General features: G+C 60.6%; 16 protein-coding genes. 11 read left to right on the top strand and 5 right to left on the bottom strand.

The annotated features are described in order from the left end of the window. The 3 genes from AB4Z19_RS07230 (at position 1) to AB4Z19_RS07220 (ending at position 2,160) form a co-directional block, all read left to right on the top strand. Positions 1-510, top strand: coding sequence for a hypothetical protein (locus tag AB4Z19_RS07230; protein ID WP_442029451.1), 510 nt, complete (start codon positions 1-3; stop codon positions 508-510). 126 nt (positions 511-636) lie between these two features. After that, positions 637-1,614: an eCIS core domain-containing protein gene (locus AB4Z19_RS07225; protein ID WP_442029453.1), complete on the top strand. Its 978-nt coding sequence runs from the start codon at positions 637-639 to the stop codon at positions 1,612-1,614. Positions 1,615-1,698: 84 nt separating this feature from the next. Continuing rightward, the gene (locus AB4Z19_RS07220; protein ID WP_442029455.1) at positions 1,699-2,160 is read left to right on the top strand and encodes a hypothetical protein; all 462 of its coding nucleotides are present in this window, start codon (positions 1,699-1,701) and stop codon (positions 2,158-2,160) included. Here the strand turns inward: AB4Z19_RS07220 and AB4Z19_RS07215 are convergent, their stop codons facing one another. After that, positions 2,161-2,799, bottom strand: a complete 639-nt coding sequence (locus AB4Z19_RS07215) for a hypothetical protein (protein ID WP_442034816.1) — start codon at positions 2,797-2,799, stop codon at positions 2,161-2,163. A gap of 274 nt (positions 2,800-3,073) precedes the next feature. Here AB4Z19_RS07215 and AB4Z19_RS07210 point away from each other — a divergent pair, with 274 nt between their 5' ends. Next, positions 3,074-4,240 carry a pyridoxal phosphate-dependent aminotransferase gene (locus AB4Z19_RS07210; protein WP_442034814.1) on the top strand — a complete coding sequence of 389 codons (1,167 nt, stop codon included), beginning with the start codon at positions 3,074-3,076 and terminating at the stop codon, positions 4,238-4,240. Here the strand turns inward: AB4Z19_RS07210 and AB4Z19_RS07205 are convergent, their stop codons facing one another. Next, positions 4,241-5,341, bottom strand: coding sequence for an alkene reductase (locus tag AB4Z19_RS07205; protein ID WP_442029031.1), 1,101 nt, complete (start codon positions 5,339-5,341; stop codon positions 4,241-4,243). 133 nt (positions 5,342-5,474) lie between these two features. Here AB4Z19_RS07205 and AB4Z19_RS07200 point away from each other — a divergent pair, with 133 nt between their 5' ends. Next, a complete protein-coding gene (locus tag AB4Z19_RS07200) occupies positions 5,475-6,359 on the top strand; it encodes a LysR family transcriptional regulator (protein WP_442029032.1) in 885 nt (294 codons plus the stop codon). Here the strand turns inward: AB4Z19_RS07200 and AB4Z19_RS07195 are convergent, their stop codons facing one another. From AB4Z19_RS07195 to AB4Z19_RS07185, 3 genes are all read right to left on the bottom strand, one after another. Continuing rightward, positions 6,360-7,448: a Gfo/Idh/MocA family protein gene (locus AB4Z19_RS07195; protein ID WP_442034812.1), complete on the bottom strand. Its 1,089-nt coding sequence runs from the start codon at positions 7,446-7,448 to the stop codon at positions 6,360-6,362. Positions 7,449-7,450: 2 nt separating this feature from the next. After that, positions 7,451-8,632 (bottom strand): MFS transporter, encoded by a 1,182-nt coding sequence (locus tag AB4Z19_RS07190; protein ID WP_442034810.1) that lies wholly within the window; start codon positions 8,630-8,632, stop codon positions 7,451-7,453. 280 nt (positions 8,633-8,912) lie between these two features. After that, the gene (locus AB4Z19_RS07185; protein ID WP_442034808.1) at positions 8,913-9,806 is read right to left on the bottom strand and encodes a hypothetical protein; all 894 of its coding nucleotides are present in this window, start codon (positions 9,804-9,806) and stop codon (positions 8,913-8,915) included. Positions 9,807-9,961: 155 nt separating this feature from the next. On the opposite strand from AB4Z19_RS07185, the gene AB4Z19_RS07180 reads away from it, so the two are divergent. The 6 genes from AB4Z19_RS07180 to AB4Z19_RS07155 are packed head-to-tail and all read left to right on the top strand — an operon-like array spanning position 9,962 to position 15,664. Next, entirely contained in the window at positions 9,962-10,456 is a 495-nt protein-coding gene (locus AB4Z19_RS07180; RefSeq protein WP_442030222.1) for a winged helix-turn-helix transcriptional regulator, read from the top strand. Next, the gene (locus AB4Z19_RS07175; RefSeq protein WP_442034806.1) at positions 10,453-12,135 is read left to right on the top strand and encodes a long-chain-fatty-acid--CoA ligase; all 1,683 of its coding nucleotides are present in this window, start codon (positions 10,453-10,455) and stop codon (positions 12,133-12,135) included. The genes AB4Z19_RS07180 and AB4Z19_RS07175 overlap by 4 nt, the downstream gene beginning before the upstream one ends. Positions 12,136-12,165: 30 nt before the next feature. Then, a complete protein-coding gene (locus tag AB4Z19_RS07170) occupies positions 12,166-13,101 on the top strand; it encodes a diiron oxygenase (RefSeq protein ID WP_442027187.1) in 936 nt (311 codons plus the stop codon). Continuing rightward, positions 13,098-13,874, top strand: coding sequence for an enoyl-CoA hydratase/isomerase family protein (locus tag AB4Z19_RS07165; protein ID WP_442027185.1), 777 nt, complete (start codon positions 13,098-13,100; stop codon positions 13,872-13,874). The genes AB4Z19_RS07170 and AB4Z19_RS07165 overlap by 4 nt, the downstream gene beginning before the upstream one ends. Next, a complete protein-coding gene (locus AB4Z19_RS07160; RefSeq protein ID WP_442027184.1) occupies positions 13,871-14,389 on the top strand; it encodes a thioesterase family protein in 519 nt (172 codons plus the stop codon). The genes AB4Z19_RS07165 and AB4Z19_RS07160 overlap by 4 nt, the downstream gene beginning before the upstream one ends. Before the next feature lie 12 nt (positions 14,390-14,401). Beyond that, positions 14,402-15,664 (top strand): flavin monoamine oxidase family protein, encoded by a 1,263-nt coding sequence (locus AB4Z19_RS07155; RefSeq protein ID WP_442027183.1) that lies wholly within the window; start codon positions 14,402-14,404, stop codon positions 15,662-15,664. The last annotated feature ends 1 nt before the right edge of the window (position 15,665 follow it).

Below are 15,665 nucleotides of genomic sequence, written 5' to 3'. Positions count from 1 at the left end.
ATGAACGATTCCCAATTGTGCGGCATGGTGCGCAACGTGAACGAGCAGGGCTTGCTCGTGAGCCGCGTCCACTTCGTCAAAGGCCAATTGCACGGCCCCGCAGAACTCTACGACGCAGCAGGCCGCGTGCGCCAGCGCTCGTCCTTCGCCCATGGGAAGCTGCATGGCCTGACTTCGCTATTCGAGAAGGATCGCCTGCTCGCCGAAATTCATTATGCGGACGGCTTGCAGCACGGAGAAATGCGCAGCTACGGGCTGGATGGCAAGCTGCTGGCAACTACTATGTTCGTGCATGGAGAGCCGGCGGCATTGCCAGCTTCCGAGCCGGCCACCGCCCCCGCGCTCGCCGGCACGCCAACCGCACCCGCGACCGCCGGCACGCCCACCAGCGCCGCGCCAGGCAGCGCCCCCACCGAAACAGTCAGGCCAACGGAGCCGACCAGCCCAACGTTCACGGCCCCCGCGACAGCCCCGCGTCGCTCCTGGTTGGCTCGCCTGGTTGAAGGCTAACGACAATGGACTACCAGCTCTCATTCAACAAACGCATGCTGATCGTACTGATCATCGCGCAATTGCTATTACTTGCAGCCTTCTTCGCCCTCGGTATGCTGGCCGCAAAATGGAACGGAGGATGACATGAGCACACGCCGCTCTATCCTGATCCAGGCCCACTTCGTCCATGGACGCGGAGGCCCAACGCAGCCCGTGCAAGCGCACGGCGGCCAAAACATGTCCGTCGACGCGGGCAAGCTCAATCTGAGCGGCGCGGTCGGGCGTCCCATGCCGGATGCTGTCAGGCAGAAAATGGAGGCATTCTTCAAAGCCGATTTCTCCGGCGTGCGCATCTACCAGGGCAATCAAGCGCAATCCATTGGTGCCCACGCCTTCACCATGGGCACTGACATCTACTTCGCGCCAGGCCAATACGATCCGCACAGCGCGCGGGGCCAGCAACTGCTAGGCCATGAACTGGCCCACGTACTTCAGCAAAAGCAGGGCAGGGTCCGCGCGCCGCAAGGCGCGGGCACCGTGATCGTCAACGACCATGCACTGGAAGCAGAGGCCGACCGCATGGGCGCCCGCGCCGCCGCCTTCCGCGTTCCCGTGCAGGCCAAGCTCGCAACGGGCGGCATGCCGTCGGCGGTTGGCAAGGCGCTCGCCTTGCAGGCGAAACAGGCCTCATACAGGCTGGTGATCGGCGCCTACTTGCATCAGGGGGCTGCGGGGCTGCCTCCGGATCTTGCAGGACACGCTTTCGTTTCACTGCAAGGGCCGGCGGGAAATCGTCAGACCTGGGGCTTTTCACCTGCCAACTATGGGCGCTATGACCCGCAAAAAGACATTGGCAAGTTGCGCGCCGGTGTTCCTGGACAAGTGCATCGCGACGACAGTGCTTTTTCCAAGCCCGGCGTGAAAGTGCGCAGCTATGAGCTGAACAGCGCGCAGGCCCAGGCCGCGATGGCGAAAGTGAACGAGTACCGCAGCCGCCACTACAGCTTCAGCGCCCAATCGCGCCAATGCACCACCTTCGCAACCGACGTTCTGCGCGCCGCCAGCGTGAACAGCGGCCTTTCCGGGCAAATGCGCCCTGGCGATCTTTATCGAAAGGTATAGGCAATGGTGAATTCGATACTGCCGCGCGTGCCACCCGTATTTCGGCCACCACCCGGGACAATTATTCGTCCGCTAATCCAGCGCATGGAAGCACCGTCCGGCACCGGCAGTTCGGGCCGTACGGCGGGTGTGTTGTGGGACCACTTCGTCAAATACAGCAATCAGCGCGCAAAAGATGTGATGCAGGCGTTTCAGAACGCTGGCTATACAATTCACGAAATGAGAGGCCAGGTTATTCGTGCGATCACTGAATTGAAGCTGGATCTCGCTGCTCACGGAATGGGCGGTTCGGATTCAGGCACGCAGGGTGACTACGAAATGTCGGCAATCGCCTTTGAAAGTAAATTGATTGCCTGGGCGGGTCAGCATCCAAAGGGAACGCCAAGCGTCAGTTCTGGCTCAAGGCATAGCGAGGCCGAGGAAAAGGCATGTGCCGCTAAAAAGGCAGCAGGCAAGCAACTGAGCAAGAACGACAAGCATGCAAAATATCACGCGGATCCCGCGAACAGGGGAAAGCGATGTGCCACCTGTAACAACATTATCTGACTAGCGCAGGTTGCGTGATTGTTCAGACACTCGCTTGAGCTGTTGGGCCATCGGAGCAATATCGGTACTCATACGCGAGGTTATGGAGTTCAACTGCTTTTGCAGATTCGCCATCGCCTTGATCAGCGTTTCATTCAATTCCTTGTTCAAGGCGCTGCCGTTTTGCGCGACGCGCTGGCCCATGGTGTCGAAGGCGCGGCGGGATTGAGCAATGAGCTGTTCGGAGGCCTCGTCGAAACCGGCGCGCAGGTCGGAGATGGCGTCGGCCATTGATTGCATTGATAGAGCTTGCTGCGCCATGCCGCTATCGATGGCTTGCTGGCGCGGGCCGAGCAAGTCGAGCGACTGGCGAATATCGGCGGCCAGCCCGGTCAGCGCACTGGCGTCTGCAAGCAGCCTGGCGAATTCGCCAGTCGTCTCGTCAACCTGGGAGGCGATGCGGCGGGCGTGGTGCATGGCTTCCATTTGTTCGTTGCGCTGCTTGCGGTAGAGATCCTGGCTGCTTTCGGCCAGCCCGGCCAACATGCGCAACTGGGTGTCGAACTGGCGATGAAAATCGGCGATGACACTGGACAATGCAGCGCTGAGCTGTTCCATATTGCGCTGGATTTGGCGCTCTTCACTTTGTGCGACGGCCATTCGCAGCTCCGAGAGCAGTTGCAGCAGCGCTGCATGTCTTTCGCCGTCCCGATCATTCGCGCGTTTGTGTTCTTCGACTACGCGGTCGAGAGCCTGGGTGGCGCGCCACAATCCCGCACCGAGGGCAATCAGCGCTGACAGCAAGCCTGCGATCAGGAGGTAGAGGAGGGACATCCCCCAATCTTGCCATTAAAGGACGAGTCCAAAAGTCACGGAAAATCACGGTATCTGCTAGAGTAACCGTCCAGCCGTCGATTTTGTACAAGGGTATTGCATGAAACTGGCAGATAGAACTGACGCCGTCGCTCCATTTTTCGCAATGGAGTTCGGCAAGCACGCAGCGGCATTGGAGGCACAAGGCCACCATATCATCAAACTGAATATCGGTGAGCCGGACTTCGATGCGCCGCCGATGGTCGTGCAAGCGATGCACGAAGCGATCGACGGCGGTCACACTTCCTACACCGCCGCGCTGGGCATTCCTCCGCTGCGCAAGGCCATCGCGGACTTTTATCAGTTCAGCTACGGTGTGACGATTGATCCATCGCGCGTAATCGTCACTGCGGGCGCTTCGGCGGCATTACTGCTGGCCTCGGCCGCGCTGGTGAATGCCGGGGACGAAGTGCTGGTGGGCGATCCGTCTTATCCATGCAACCGCCATTTCATGTCCAGTTTCGGCGCAAAGGTGAAGCTGGTCCCGACCACGGCGGCGACCCGTTTCCAGTTGAATGAAGAACTGGTGCGCGAGCATTGGAGCGCACGGACGCGTGGACTGATGATCGCCACGCCGTCCAATCCTACGGGTACGTCGGTGCCGGAAGCGGAACTGGCTGCATTGTGCCAATTCGCCCGCGAAAAAGGGGCCTGGCGCATCGTGGACGAGATTTATCTTGGCCTGACGTACGGCCAGGAACGTGCGCCAACGATCCTGAAACACGACCCGGACGCCATCGTCATCAACAGTTTCTCCAAATATTTCGGCATGACCGGCTGGCGCCTGGGCTGGGCGATTGTGCCGCAAGAGATGGTGCCGGTGATGGAACGCCTGGCGCAGAACTATTACATCTGCCCATCGGCACCGACGCAGTACGCAGCGCTGGCCTGCTTCAAGCCGGAATCGCTGGCGATCTGCGAAGAACGCCGCCTGGATCTGGCAAAACGCCGCGACCTGATTGTCGCCGGCCTGAAACGCATCGGACTCGATGTGCCAGTGATACCTGATGGCGCCTTCTACGTCTACATCGACGTCAGCAAGACCGGGCTCGATTCCATGGAATTCTGCGAACGCGCGTTGCAAGAGGCGCACGTCGCGCTCACGCCGGGCAACGATTTTGGCGTTTGCTCGGCGAACGACCACGTACGCTTGTCGTACGCGGCGTCCAGCGGGGAACTGAACGCCGCGGTCGAACGGCTGGCGCCATTCATCCAGAAGCTGCTGTAATCAGGCGGCTTTTGCGTAGAACGGATAGTCGGTGTAGCCGGCTTCCGTGCCGCCGAAGAACGTCGGGCGGTCGTAGGCGTTCAGTGGCCAGCCATTGCGCAGGCGCTCCGGCAGGTCGGGATTGGCGATGAAGTGGCGGCCGAAGGCTACCAGGTCCGCCGCGCCTTCTTCCAGAATTGCCTTTGCCGATTCGCCATCGAAACCGCCCGCCGCAATGATCAGGCCTTTGAAGTGCTGGCGAATCAGGCGGGCTGCGATCGGTGCCTGGTCCCGGTTTTCGTCTTCGATATTGCCGGCAATGCGCGGTTCGATCAGATGAAGATAGGCCAGATTCAGCTTATTCAGTTCGCCGGCGACGTAGCTGAACAGGGCGACCGGATCGCTGTCGGACATATCGCCCCAGCTGCCGCTCGGCCCCATCCGCACGGCCACGCGGTCGCTACCCCATACCGAGGTGACGGCATTCACCACTTCCAGCAGGAAGCGGGCGCGGTTTTCGATCGAGCCGCCATAGCTATCTGTGCGCTTGTTGCTGCCGTCCTGCAGGAACTGGTCCAGCAGATAGCCGTTAGCGGCGTGCAGTTCAACGCCATCAAAGCCTGCTGCGATGCCGCGCTTGGCGGCTTCGCGGAAGCTCTCCACCAGACCTTTGATTTCTTCCATGGACAGTGCACGCGGAGGCGTGTTCGGCACCCAGCCCGATTCAGTATAAGCGACGCCGCCATGCTCGACGGCCGATGGTGCAACGGGCTGGCCGCCATCCGGCTGCAGCTGGCTGTTGGACTGGCGGCCCGCGTGATAAAGCTGCAGGAAGATCTTGCCGCCCTTGGCGTGCACGGCGTCAGTGATAAGCTTCCAGCCCGCGATCTGGCTGTCGTCGTACAGGCCTGGTGCGCCCAGATAGCCGTTGCCGTTTGCCGCCGCGATGGTGGCTTCGCCAATCAGCAGGCCGCCTTCGGAGGTGCGCTGGGCATAGTATTCGGCCATCAACGGGCCAGGGATGGCGCCTGGTTCGGCGCGCATGCGGGTCAGCGGAGCCAGGACCACGCGGTGGGAAATGTTGTAAGGACCTACTTGAACGCTGGTATGCAGTTTGGACATGATGTCGATTCCTGTATGTGGTTGAACGATGTAGGGAATATAGGTTCCCAGCGCTTGAAGAAAAATACCCCGCGATGCCGAACATTTCGGACGAAAATTCCTGAATCCGTCCGAAGCGCAGTACACTGGCAAAATGGACAGCCTGAGTGGAATTGCAATGTTTGTGCAGGTCGCCGAGACGCGCAGCTTTACGGAAGCCGGGCGGCAGCTCGGCGTCTCGTCGTCGGCGGTGGGGAAAGCGATTGCGCGAATGGAGGAGCGCCTGCGCGTGCGGCTATTCCATCGCAGCACCCGTAGCATTACGTTAACGGCGGAGGGCACGCTGTTTCTGGAGCGCTGCCGCCGCATCCTGAGCGAAGTGGATGCCGCAGAGTCCGAATTATCGGGCCTGGCGGGTAACCCGCGCGGACGCCTGCGCGTAGGCACGCCGCAATTGGGCAATCTGATGATGCCTGCATTTGACGGTTTCATGGCCCAATATCCGGAAATTGAGCTGGATATCGATATGTCCGACCGCATGGTGGACGTGATCGAAGAGGGCTTCGACGCGGTCATCCGCACCGGCGAGCAGACGGATTCACGTCTGGCCGCACGCCGGCTAGGCGCGTGCCCCCATGTGCTGGTGGCATCTCCGGCTTATCTGAAGCGCCACGGCACCCCAGTGCAGCCGCGCGATCTGGAAGGGCACTTCTGCCTGCAGCACAAATTTCCTGCGACGGGAAAGCTGGAGCGCTGGCCGCTGCGGCTGCAGGAGTCCGAGCCGGAGCTGGTGCTGCGTGAGACGATGATGTCGAATACGATCGAACCGCTTGGCTATGCGGCCATTCAGGGCAGGGGCATTGCCTTCCTGCCCCAATTTCTTGTGCGGGACGCACTGGAAAGCGGCAAGCTGGTCACGGTGCTGGACGAGTTTCTCGATCGCCAGGTCGTCTTCTGGATACTATGGCCAGCCAGCCGCTATGCTTCGCCGAAGCTGCGCGTTTTCATCGACTACATGAGCGCGCAACTGCGCATCTGATTACTTCAGCTGCACACGCGCGCCGTCGCGATTGGACACTTCGATCGCGTCGATCAGTTCGTGCATGCGCAGCGCGTCGGTGAAGGTGGGCGCGAGTTGCGTGCCTTCGCTCACGTCCTTTGCGTAAGCGGCGTACAAGTAGGCCAGCTCGAGCTGACTGCCGCCCAGATCGTTCTCCGGCAACCAGTTATAGCGCGGCGGGACTTTCAGCATGCGCATGGGCTGTGAATCGCCTTGTGCCGCTTCAATCATATTGAAGGCATTGCCGAAACTGGTCGTGTTCCAGATCTTGATGTCGCCCTTGGTGCCGGTGATGTCGAGCTGCATGCCGTAGTTATTGCGCTTGCCCGCCTCGATATGGGCGGTCAGCACAGCGCCGTTGGCGTAGCTTCCGCTGACAATCACCTGGTCCGCGGTTGTATGTTTCAGCACTTCGCCCGTTTCGATCAGCGTCACTTCCGGGAACTGATTGACGGCGAGGGCGCTGATGCTCTCCGGATGGCCCAGCATGGTAAACAGCGCATCGAAGTAATGCCCGCCGTAGATGGACAGCAGGCTGGAGAAATTCTCCGGCGGGATGGTGAAATGCAGCGCCGCCTTGCGTTCGCGCTGGAAGTATTCGACGCTGATATGCAACCGCACCGACCGCAGCTCACCGATATAGCCATCCTTCAGCAGGTCGCGCACGTAGCGGTAATCGGGATTGAGGCGACGCTGCAAACCGACGATGTGGCGCACACTGGCTTGCTTGGCAAGCGCCGCCAGTTCCTGGGAGACGGCTTTGCTTGGCGTCAGTGGCCATTCGCAATACACGTCTTTGCCCGCCGCAATGGCAGCGCGCACGGTCGCTTCATGCTGTGGCGCCGTGTTCAGCACCACGACTAAATCGACTTCCGGATGCCGCACCAGCGCTTCGACGGAATCGAGCGCATGGGGAATGCCATGGCGCTGCGCCAGCGCATTGGCTTTGGTGATGTCGCGGCTATGGACGGCGGTCAGTACATATTCGGGTAGCAGGTTGAGGGCAGGCAGGTGGCCATATTCGGCCCAGTTGCCAACACCAATAAGCCCTACGCGGATTTTCGTCATGATTAACTCCTTTGAACGTTAGAAAAATAGGCAAGCGTGAGTGCCGCGCCTGCGCACAGCGCACTGACAAAGCCAAGATTGGCAATTGCGCTGTAGTGCAGGGTGAGCGAACTGAGTCCCGCACCAAGCGAGAAACCGAGATACATGAAGGATGCGTTCAGCGACAGCGCCACGGGCGCGGACGCGACGCCGGCCACGCCAACCAGTTTTGTTTGCTGCGCCGGATAAAACGCCCAGTGCGCAACGCCCCAGGCGGCGATGGCTAGCGCAATCGGCAGGATGGCAAATTGCGCGCCGAGTATATGCGCGGCCAGCGAAATGAGCACGAATGCGGTGGTTGATGTGGCCAGCGCCGGCAGGATGACGGCGCGCGGGCCTTTGCGGTCCACCGCCGGGCCGCTGATCGCCAGGCCGATGGCCGCCGCAATGCCCCAGCCGAACAGCACGAAACCAATGGCGGGGCCATGAATAGTGGTGGCCGCGTCCAGTAACGGCGCCAGATAGGTGTAGGTCGTGTAGCTGGCCATGGCCCATAAGGTCGTCACCAGCAGCGTCAGCAGAACCGCCGGCCGTGCGGCAGTGGCGATACGTTGCCGCAGGCTGACCTGTGCAAGGCCGCTACCAATGCCGCGCGGTAGACCTGCCAGTAAGCCGGCGACCGCGAGCACCGAAAGAACTGCGACGCTGCCGAAGGTCGCGCGCCAGCCGAGCGCACCGCCCAGCATCGCGCCTGCGGGGACGCCCAATGCAATGGCCATGGAGAGGCCGCCATTGACGATGGCGATGGCGCGTCCGCGCCGTTCCGGTGGCACGACCACGCTGGCAAGTGCATTTGCACCGGGCACGTACACGGCGGCTGTCAGCGCGAGCAGCACGCGCGCCGCCATCAGCGTCCAGTAGTCGGTCGCGCAGAATGCCAGCACATTCGCGAATGCGAAGACGGACATCGCTGCGATCAGCAGCTTGCGCCGGTTGACGTTGCCGAACAGGGTGGCCAGCAACGGCGAACTCAGTGCATAAGCCAGCGCAAAGACCGTTACCAGCTGGCCTGCCACGCCGATGCTGACGCCAAGATCCTGCGCCATGCCGGGCAGCAGGCCAGCAATCATGAAGTTCTCAGTGCCAACGGCGAAGGTGCCGGCAGCCAGCCAGTACAGGGGCCGATTGTTCTTGATGTATTCCATGCATTCCACCTGAGTTTTGTTGATGAACTCAGTGTAGGGACGGAAGAGCTCAGGAAAAATACGTCGAGAATCCGAACACTTCGGACCCGTGTGTCCGCAATGGAGTGAAAATCAGCGAGGTGCCACTCAAACTACGGAGGCGCGCCGCTAACCACCTCGAATCGATTCGAGGCACTGAAATGGCAGGGAGGGACCGTGAACTACGACTCGGCGATATGGCTTGCGCGGTCTATCGGCCGGAAGTGAGAGGCATTGCATACGCTGGACGGACCGCCATCCGTCACGCTGGGCCGTTCGCGCTGTTCGCAGTCCCTTTCGCGTTCAGCGACGCCATCATCGAAGGCGTGGCAGGTACATTCACGATGCGGTATTTGGCCAGCTCGGGTACCCAGCACTGATCGAAAATCCTGGCAAATCCTTTGCTTGTGGGGTGCAGCTCATTGGTCCAATTCTTCTGATATGCAGCGGGATACGCGCGCAGCGTGCCGCGGCTGTCGATGTGCACCACCTCGTTGCCGGGCGTATCGAAAGGCTTGAACACGTCTTGGTTCAGGTGATCGATCAGGATGCGCATGATGGCGCAGCGCAGTGCCATATCGGTCTTCACGTGGCAGTTATCCATTGCGGGTGCCAGCCACGGCCCGGCGGTGACCGGCCCCAGTTCGAAGCCGCGTCCGTCGGGTGTGGGGTAATCGTAGCCGTGGATGAAGATGGGGCGCGTAAGATGGTCGTTGCGATAGGCCCAACGGATATCGTGAATCAGCGAACCAAGCGCCGATGAAATCCTCCTCAAAAGTGTTTCCAGGCCCGCCGGATCGAAGCAATCCGCCGCTGCCGTGTACTGAGCGCAGTTGGGGCGCAAGGCCAGCGAGTAATCTACCGCGTCGTTGCCGGCACCGCTGATGTAAAACTCGGAGAAGCCGTTGTTGAAATTTGGCGACAGCCAGTGCTCGACCATCTTCGCGTACTTGCCCGCACCGACGTATTGCTGCAATTCGGCTCCGTTATAGCCTATCAATCTGACATTCGCGTGATCGTCGGAAGTGCGGTGATCGCGCACCAGCGTCTCCATCATGTTCTGGTTCGGATACCAGAACCACGAGTCTCCGATGGCGAGCGCCGAGCAGAATTCCGCAGGATCTTCCTGATCATTGTTGTAGTACAGACGCCCCATATTCTTCTCCGTTTGTTATCAATTCAACATCTTTCAATATAGATACATGTCGCGGCATCGCAACAAAATAGAGCGACCGTTCTATAAATCTGCTTGTGTTACGCAAGCGATTTCAATAGAGTAAATGTTAACTATTTACTACTTAAACACTAGCCATGAGCAAAGGTTCCTTCGCAGAGATGAACTGCCCCATCGCACAAACACTGGAGCAGGTGGGCGAATGGTGGTCGTTCGTCATTCTGAGAAATGCCTTTTGCGGCATGAGCCGCTTCCAGGATTTCCAGCGCCATCTTGGCATTAGCACGAACATTCTGGCGCGGCGCCTGGGCAAGCTGGTGGAGAACGGCATCCTGGCACGCGAGCCATCGGAAGAGGACGCGCGCATCGTTCACTACCGCCTGACGAAGAAGGGGCAGTCGCTCTATCCAATCCTGGCCGCGATGACGGTGTGGGGCGAGCAGTGGGCGCCGCATCCGCTGGGCGCGCGGCTGACGATGGTGGAGCGCGAAACCGGCCAGCCTGTCGCGGGCGTCGGTATCCGCGCCGCTGATGGCCGTGACCTGACCCCGGCACAGATCGACACGGTGGCAGGTCCGGCCGCCGATGACAAGACGCACGCATTGATGCGCATGAGAGAGGAGACTGCATGAACCCCGATAAAATCTGGCTCGCTTCCTACCCCGAAGGCATTCCGGCGACCATTGACCCTGAGCGCTACCGATCGCTCGTGCACTTGCTGGAAGAGTCCTTCACCAGGTTCGCCAGCCGTAAGGCCTACGTCTGCATGGACAGCGTCATGACTTATCGCGAATGGGAACAGTATTCGCGCCAGATCGCGGCCTGGCTGCAACAGCGTGGCCTGGGGCAGGGCGCTCGCGTCGCTGTCATGATGCCAAACGTGCTGCAATATCCGATTGCGGTTGCCGCCATCCTGCGCGCCGGTTGCACCGTGGTGAATGTGAACCCGCTGTACACGCCGCGCGAACTGGAACATCAACTGGAAGACTCCGGCGCCGAGGTCATCATCGTGCTGGAGAATTTCGCCACTACCGTGCAGCAGGTGCTGCCGCGCACCGGTGTAAAGCATGTGATCGTGGCCAGCATGGGCGATATGCTCGGCGTGGCCAAAGGCGCGCTGGTGAATTTCGTGGTGCGCCGTGTGAAGAAGCTGGTGCCGGCGTTCTCGCTGCCGGACGCGGTATCCTTCCGCACCGCGCTGAGCGAAGGCGCGGGCATGACGCTGCGCGTACCCGCGCTGGGACATGAGGACATCGCCTTCCTGCAGTACACGGGCGGTACTACGGGCCTCTCCAAAGGCGCAGTGCTGAATCACCGCAACGTGATCGCCAATATGCTGCAGAACGATGCCTGGGCCGGGCCGGCACTGCTCAACGCCAGCGAACAGGTGGTGACAGTGTGCGCGCTGCCGCTGTACCACATCCTTGCGCTGAACGCCTGCATGCTGATGGGCGCGCGCTGGGGCGCCATGAATCTGCTGGTGCCGAATCCGCGTGACATGAAGGGTTTCGCGCTGGAGCTGGCCAAGTACAAGGTCAACTTCTTCCCCGGCGTGAATACCCTGTTCAATGCGTTGCTGAATCAGCCGGAACTAAGCAAAGTCGATTTCTCCGGCCTGAAAATCACGCTGGGCGGCGGCATGGCCGTGCAGGAAGTGGTGAGCGCGCGCTGGCTCAAACTCACGGGCAGCCCGATCCTGGAAGGCTATGGCCTTTCCGAGACATCGCCGACAGCAACGCTGTGCCGCCCCGACCAGCAAACCTTCACCGGCACCATTGGCTTGCCGGTGCCGTCGACCGAAGTGGCCATTCTGGACGACGACGGCAACGCGCTGCCTTATGGCCAGCCAGGGGAAATCGCCATCCGTGGCCCGCAAGTGATGTCGGGCTACTGGAACCGGCCGGACGAAACCGCGCGGGTTATGACCCCGGCCGGTTTCTTCAAGTCCGGCGACGTCGGCATCATGGACGAGCGAGGCTACGTCAGGATTGTCGACCGCAAGAAGGACATGATCCTCGTGTCCGGTTTCAACGTTTATCCAAACGAAGTCGAAGGCGTGGTGGCTGCCCACCCGCTGGTGCTCGAATGCGCCTGCATTGGCGTACCGGACGCCAGCTCGGGCGAAGCCGTGAAGCTGTTCGTGGTGCGCAAACATCCCTCGCTCACCAGCGACCAGCTGATGGACTACTGCAAACAGCAGTTGACCGCCTATAAAAAGCCCAAGTACATCGAATTCCGCGACGCACTACCTAAGACCAATGTGGGCAAGATCCTGCGCCGTGAACTGCGAGACACTCAACTCGCGGCCTGATCTCCCCAATTCCCCCAAAGGAGTTTGTGAATGGAAGCCAGTATCGCCGCAGTACCGCAAGCTAAAACCAATCCGATCGTGCTCGATGAGCGCCGCCAGAAAACGGTGCGCACGCTGATCAACGCATCGCACCGTAAGTTGCTGTTCCTCGACCAGGTAGTGGACTGGGAAACGGGCATTGATTTCAGCAAGCCGCCCAAAGTTGCCGAATCCAGCTGGATCTACGGCACGCCTTATTGGGACGCGCTGACGCCGGAGCAGCAGAACGAAGTGCTGTGGCTGGAGACTGGCCGCGACGTATCCTACTTCATCTGGCTCGAACAGACTTTGCCAGAGCTGTACATGGGGTATGTCAACAAATATCACGGTGAGCTGACGGACGACGTGCGCGAATACCTGATGGTGTTCTCGCGAGAGGAAATCGTGCACACCCTGATGTTCCGCCGCTATCTGGAGAAGGCTAACCTGCGCCTGTGGAGCCATCCGGAGAACATCCCGAACTACTCGCTGTTCGAGCAGCAGCTGGCCGGTAAGCATCCGGTGTACGGCATCTGCTGGAACCTGCTGATTGAGTGGTTCGCCGAACTGAACTCCATCTTCCAGACCCAGACCGATGGCATCGATCCGCTGACCCGCACCATGTTCAAGGAACACCACCTGGAAGAAGTGCGCCACATCGCGTTCGCCAAAACTATCTGCGAAAACTACTTCGAGTCTGCTCCCAAAGAAGAACTGGCGCAGATGTGCGATTTCTTCCAGAAGGGCTACGGCTTCCTGCTGGACGAATATACCTATATGCCGGAAATTGCGCTGCATGCTTCTTTCGACTTCCCGATCAAGCCTGGCGATGCCGACAAGATCCGTGAAGTGCGCAATTCGCCGAACAACCAGCGCCTGAATGCTGAACGCTTCCGCGATGTGCGCGAGTGGTGCCTGAAGCACAACATCATCAAGGCATCAGCATGATCGACATCATCCCGCACGAAGGGGACATTACCGAGCTGCGCATCGCCCGGCCTCCCATCAATCTGATCGGCGTGGAGGTGCTGAAGTCGGTACGCGCCGCGCTGGCGGAGGCCAACCGAAGCGGACAACGCGGCATCATTCTGTCAGGCGTACCGGGTGTGTTCTCATCCGGCGTAGACATTCCGGCGCTGCTGGACGGTCCGCGCGCTCAAGTGCGCGAATACTGGGAGCAGGTGTTCCTGCTGGCTTCCGAGATGGCCATGTCGCGCCAGCCGATTTTTGCTGCGATTACCGGCCATTGCATGGCGGCCGGCGCGCTGCTGGCGGCGTTCTGCGACTACCGCATCATAGCGCAGGGGCCGTGGCAGATTGGCCTGAACGAGGTGCGCGTGGGCGTGGCGCTGCCGGAATGCTTCCAGTACGCGGTGCGCCGTGTGGTGGGCGCGTTGAATGCGGAGCGCATGCTGGTGTTCGGCCGCCTGTTGTCGCCGGAACAGGCAATGGACATCAACCTGGTGGACGAGCTGACGGCGCAGGACCAGGTGGTCACCCTGGCGCACGCACGGCTGAAGGAACTGCTGGCGATGCCGTCCCATGCGCTGGTAAGCACGCGCGCAATCGCCCGGCGCGATCTGCGGGATGTCTTTGCCGACGTGGATGCGCTGCCGATCGACGAGTTTGTCGATGCTTTCCTCGAACCGGCCACCCAGCAAGTGCTGCGTCACGTGGCGAGCCGTATTCGCCAGCGCGTAGCGCCCGCCGTTGCGCAATGAATCTGTACTTCCGCCTGTTCTACGTTTGGCTGTCCGCGCTCTTCAAGCCCGTGATCCGCATCGGCGACACAATCGACCTGCGGCTCACGGTGCTGCCCAATGATCTCGATCTGAACGGTCATATGAACAATGGGCGCTACATGACCATCATCGACCTGGCGCTGGTGGAGTACATGACAAGGGCCGGTTTCATGGGGCCAGCCATGCGGCGAGGCTGGCGTCCCATGCTGGGCGGCTCGATCATTGCGTTCCGGCGTGGGTTGAAGCCATTCCGCCGCTACACCCTGCGTTTTCGAGCCGAGTGCTGGGACGCACGCTGGACTTACATCCGGTTTGAGTTTCTGCGCGATGGTGAGGTGATGGCCGTCGGGCATACCAAGGGCGGCATCGTGGGGAGCAAAGGCATTGTCGGCAGTGAGGAGATGTGCGAGGTACTTGGCGTCGACCCATCCTCGCCGGCGTTCCCTGCAGCCGTCAGTGCATGGATCGAAGCCGATCGTCTGATGCGCGCCTGATTTGGAGAAGAAATGAATCGATCGATCGCGATCATCGGCGCGGGCCCGGCCGGGCTGTGTGCGGCGGATACCTTGCGCCAGCTGGGCTACCGCCACATCACCGTATTCGAGCAGGCCGCCCGCGTTGGCGGCAAAGTCTGTTCGATGCGGACACCGGCAGGCATCGTTGAAATGGGCGCCGTCATTGCGGCCGCCGAATGCGAGCTGGTGCTGGGCCTGGCCGATCGCTTGCGCGTGCCTGTTGCCCCGTATCCGGTGGAGCAGCGGTTTCTGGACGAGGAGGGCGTGCGGCATGATGCGATGTCCTTCCTCGCCAGCCGTTACAGCCGCGAAGAAATCCGGGAAGCCATCGCCAATTATGCCGACACGCTGGAGCGCTTTGCGGTCATCAACTACGATACGCTGGCCGGCATGCCGGAAGAGCTGCATTTGCCGTTCGACCGCTTCGCTGCGCTGCACGGCTTCACACCCATCGCGGAACTGGCGCGCGGCGCTTTGATCGGCTTCGGCTACGGTTACTACGAAACGGTGCCGGCGCTGTACTTCATGAAACTGATGCCATGGCTGTTCCTGCCCGACGGAGCGGGAGGTCTGCAAGCGGGCAAGTTCTTCGTCTTCCCGCAAGGCTTCCAATCATTATGGGAAGCGCTGGCGCGCCAGCACGATGTGAGACTTAATGCCGGCGTCACCGCGCTGGAACGGCAAGACGATGGATCGGTCGCGCTGACGATCAATGGCGCTGACCGGCATCGGTTCGATGCCGTCGTTGTGGCGGCGCCGCTGCACACGGTGCGCAACTTCATGTCGCTGGGTGAGGATGGCGACGCACTGTTGCAGCAACTGCGCAGTAAGCGATACTTCGTCAACGCTTTCGCCGCGACTGGCTTGGCCACGGCCGAATTCCTCTTCCTGCATGAGAACGAATTCCCCGAACGCATTGGCCATATGAATGCCTGGGCCAACCGCAATCCCGAGCCGCCGATGTATCTCGGCTGGCAACTGGCAGAACAAGGAACCAGCATCGACGAACTCGAAGCCTTGCTGGTGGACGATGTTGCTGCGCAAGGCGGGCAGCTGCTGCGTGTGGCGCTGCGGCAGGAATGGGATTATTTCCCGCATGTCGATAGCGTAGCCCTCGGCGACGGTTTCTTTGATCGTCTTGATGCGCTGCAGGGCCGCGACAACGTTTATTTCGTGGGCGGAGCGCTGAATTTTGAAACGGTCGAGCACAGCGCACGTCAGGCGAGGGCGCTGATACGGCGTTTCTTCGGCTAAA

The sequence above is a fragment of the Pseudoduganella sp. RAF19 genome (assembly GCF_052114165.1).
In the GTDB taxonomy this organism is placed as follows: domain Bacteria; phylum Pseudomonadota; class Gammaproteobacteria; order Burkholderiales; family Burkholderiaceae_D; genus Rugamonas.
Note: the sequence above shows the minus strand (reverse complement) of the source record. Positions and strands in the feature narration are given on the sequence as shown.

Coding starts and splice junctions, on each gene's coding strand:
- AB4Z19_RS07230 (WP_442029451.1), top strand. CDS start 1: ATGAACGATTCCCAATTGTGCGGCATGGTGCGCAACGTGAACGAGCAG.
- AB4Z19_RS07225 (WP_442029453.1), top strand. CDS start 637: ATGAGCACACGCCGCTCTATCCTGATCCAGGCCCACTTCGTCCATGGA.
- AB4Z19_RS07220 (WP_442029455.1), top strand. CDS start 1,699: ATGGAAGCACCGTCCGGCACCGGCAGTTCGGGCCGTACGGCGGGTGTG.
- AB4Z19_RS07215 (WP_442034816.1), bottom strand. CDS start 2,799: ATGGCCGTCGCACAAAGTGAAGAGCGCCAAATCCAGCGCAATATGGAA.
- AB4Z19_RS07210 (WP_442034814.1), top strand. CDS start 3,074: ATGAAACTGGCAGATAGAACTGACGCCGTCGCTCCATTTTTCGCAATG.
- AB4Z19_RS07205 (WP_442029031.1), bottom strand. CDS start 5,341: ATGTCCAAACTGCATACCAGCGTTCAAGTAGGTCCTTACAACATTTCC.
- AB4Z19_RS07200 (WP_442029032.1), top strand. CDS start 5,475: ATGGACAGCCTGAGTGGAATTGCAATGTTTGTGCAGGTCGCCGAGACG.
- AB4Z19_RS07195 (WP_442034812.1), bottom strand. CDS start 7,448: ATGACGAAAATCCGCGTAGGGCTTATTGGTGTTGGCAACTGGGCCGAA.
- AB4Z19_RS07190 (WP_442034810.1), bottom strand. CDS start 8,632: ATGGAATACATCAAGAACAATCGGCCCCTGTACTGGCTGGCTGCCGGC.
- AB4Z19_RS07185 (WP_442034808.1), bottom strand. CDS start 9,806: ATGGGGCGTCTGTACTACAACAATGATCAGGAAGATCCTGCGGAATTC.
- AB4Z19_RS07180 (WP_442030222.1), top strand. CDS start 9,962: ATGAGCAAAGGTTCCTTCGCAGAGATGAACTGCCCCATCGCACAAACA.
- AB4Z19_RS07175 (WP_442034806.1), top strand. CDS start 10,453: ATGAACCCCGATAAAATCTGGCTCGCTTCCTACCCCGAAGGCATTCCG.
- AB4Z19_RS07170 (WP_442027187.1), top strand. CDS start 12,166: ATGGAAGCCAGTATCGCCGCAGTACCGCAAGCTAAAACCAATCCGATC.
- AB4Z19_RS07165 (WP_442027185.1), top strand. CDS start 13,098: ATGATCGACATCATCCCGCACGAAGGGGACATTACCGAGCTGCGCATC.
- AB4Z19_RS07160 (WP_442027184.1), top strand. CDS start 13,871: ATGAATCTGTACTTCCGCCTGTTCTACGTTTGGCTGTCCGCGCTCTTC.
- AB4Z19_RS07155 (WP_442027183.1), top strand. CDS start 14,402: ATGAATCGATCGATCGCGATCATCGGCGCGGGCCCGGCCGGGCTGTGT.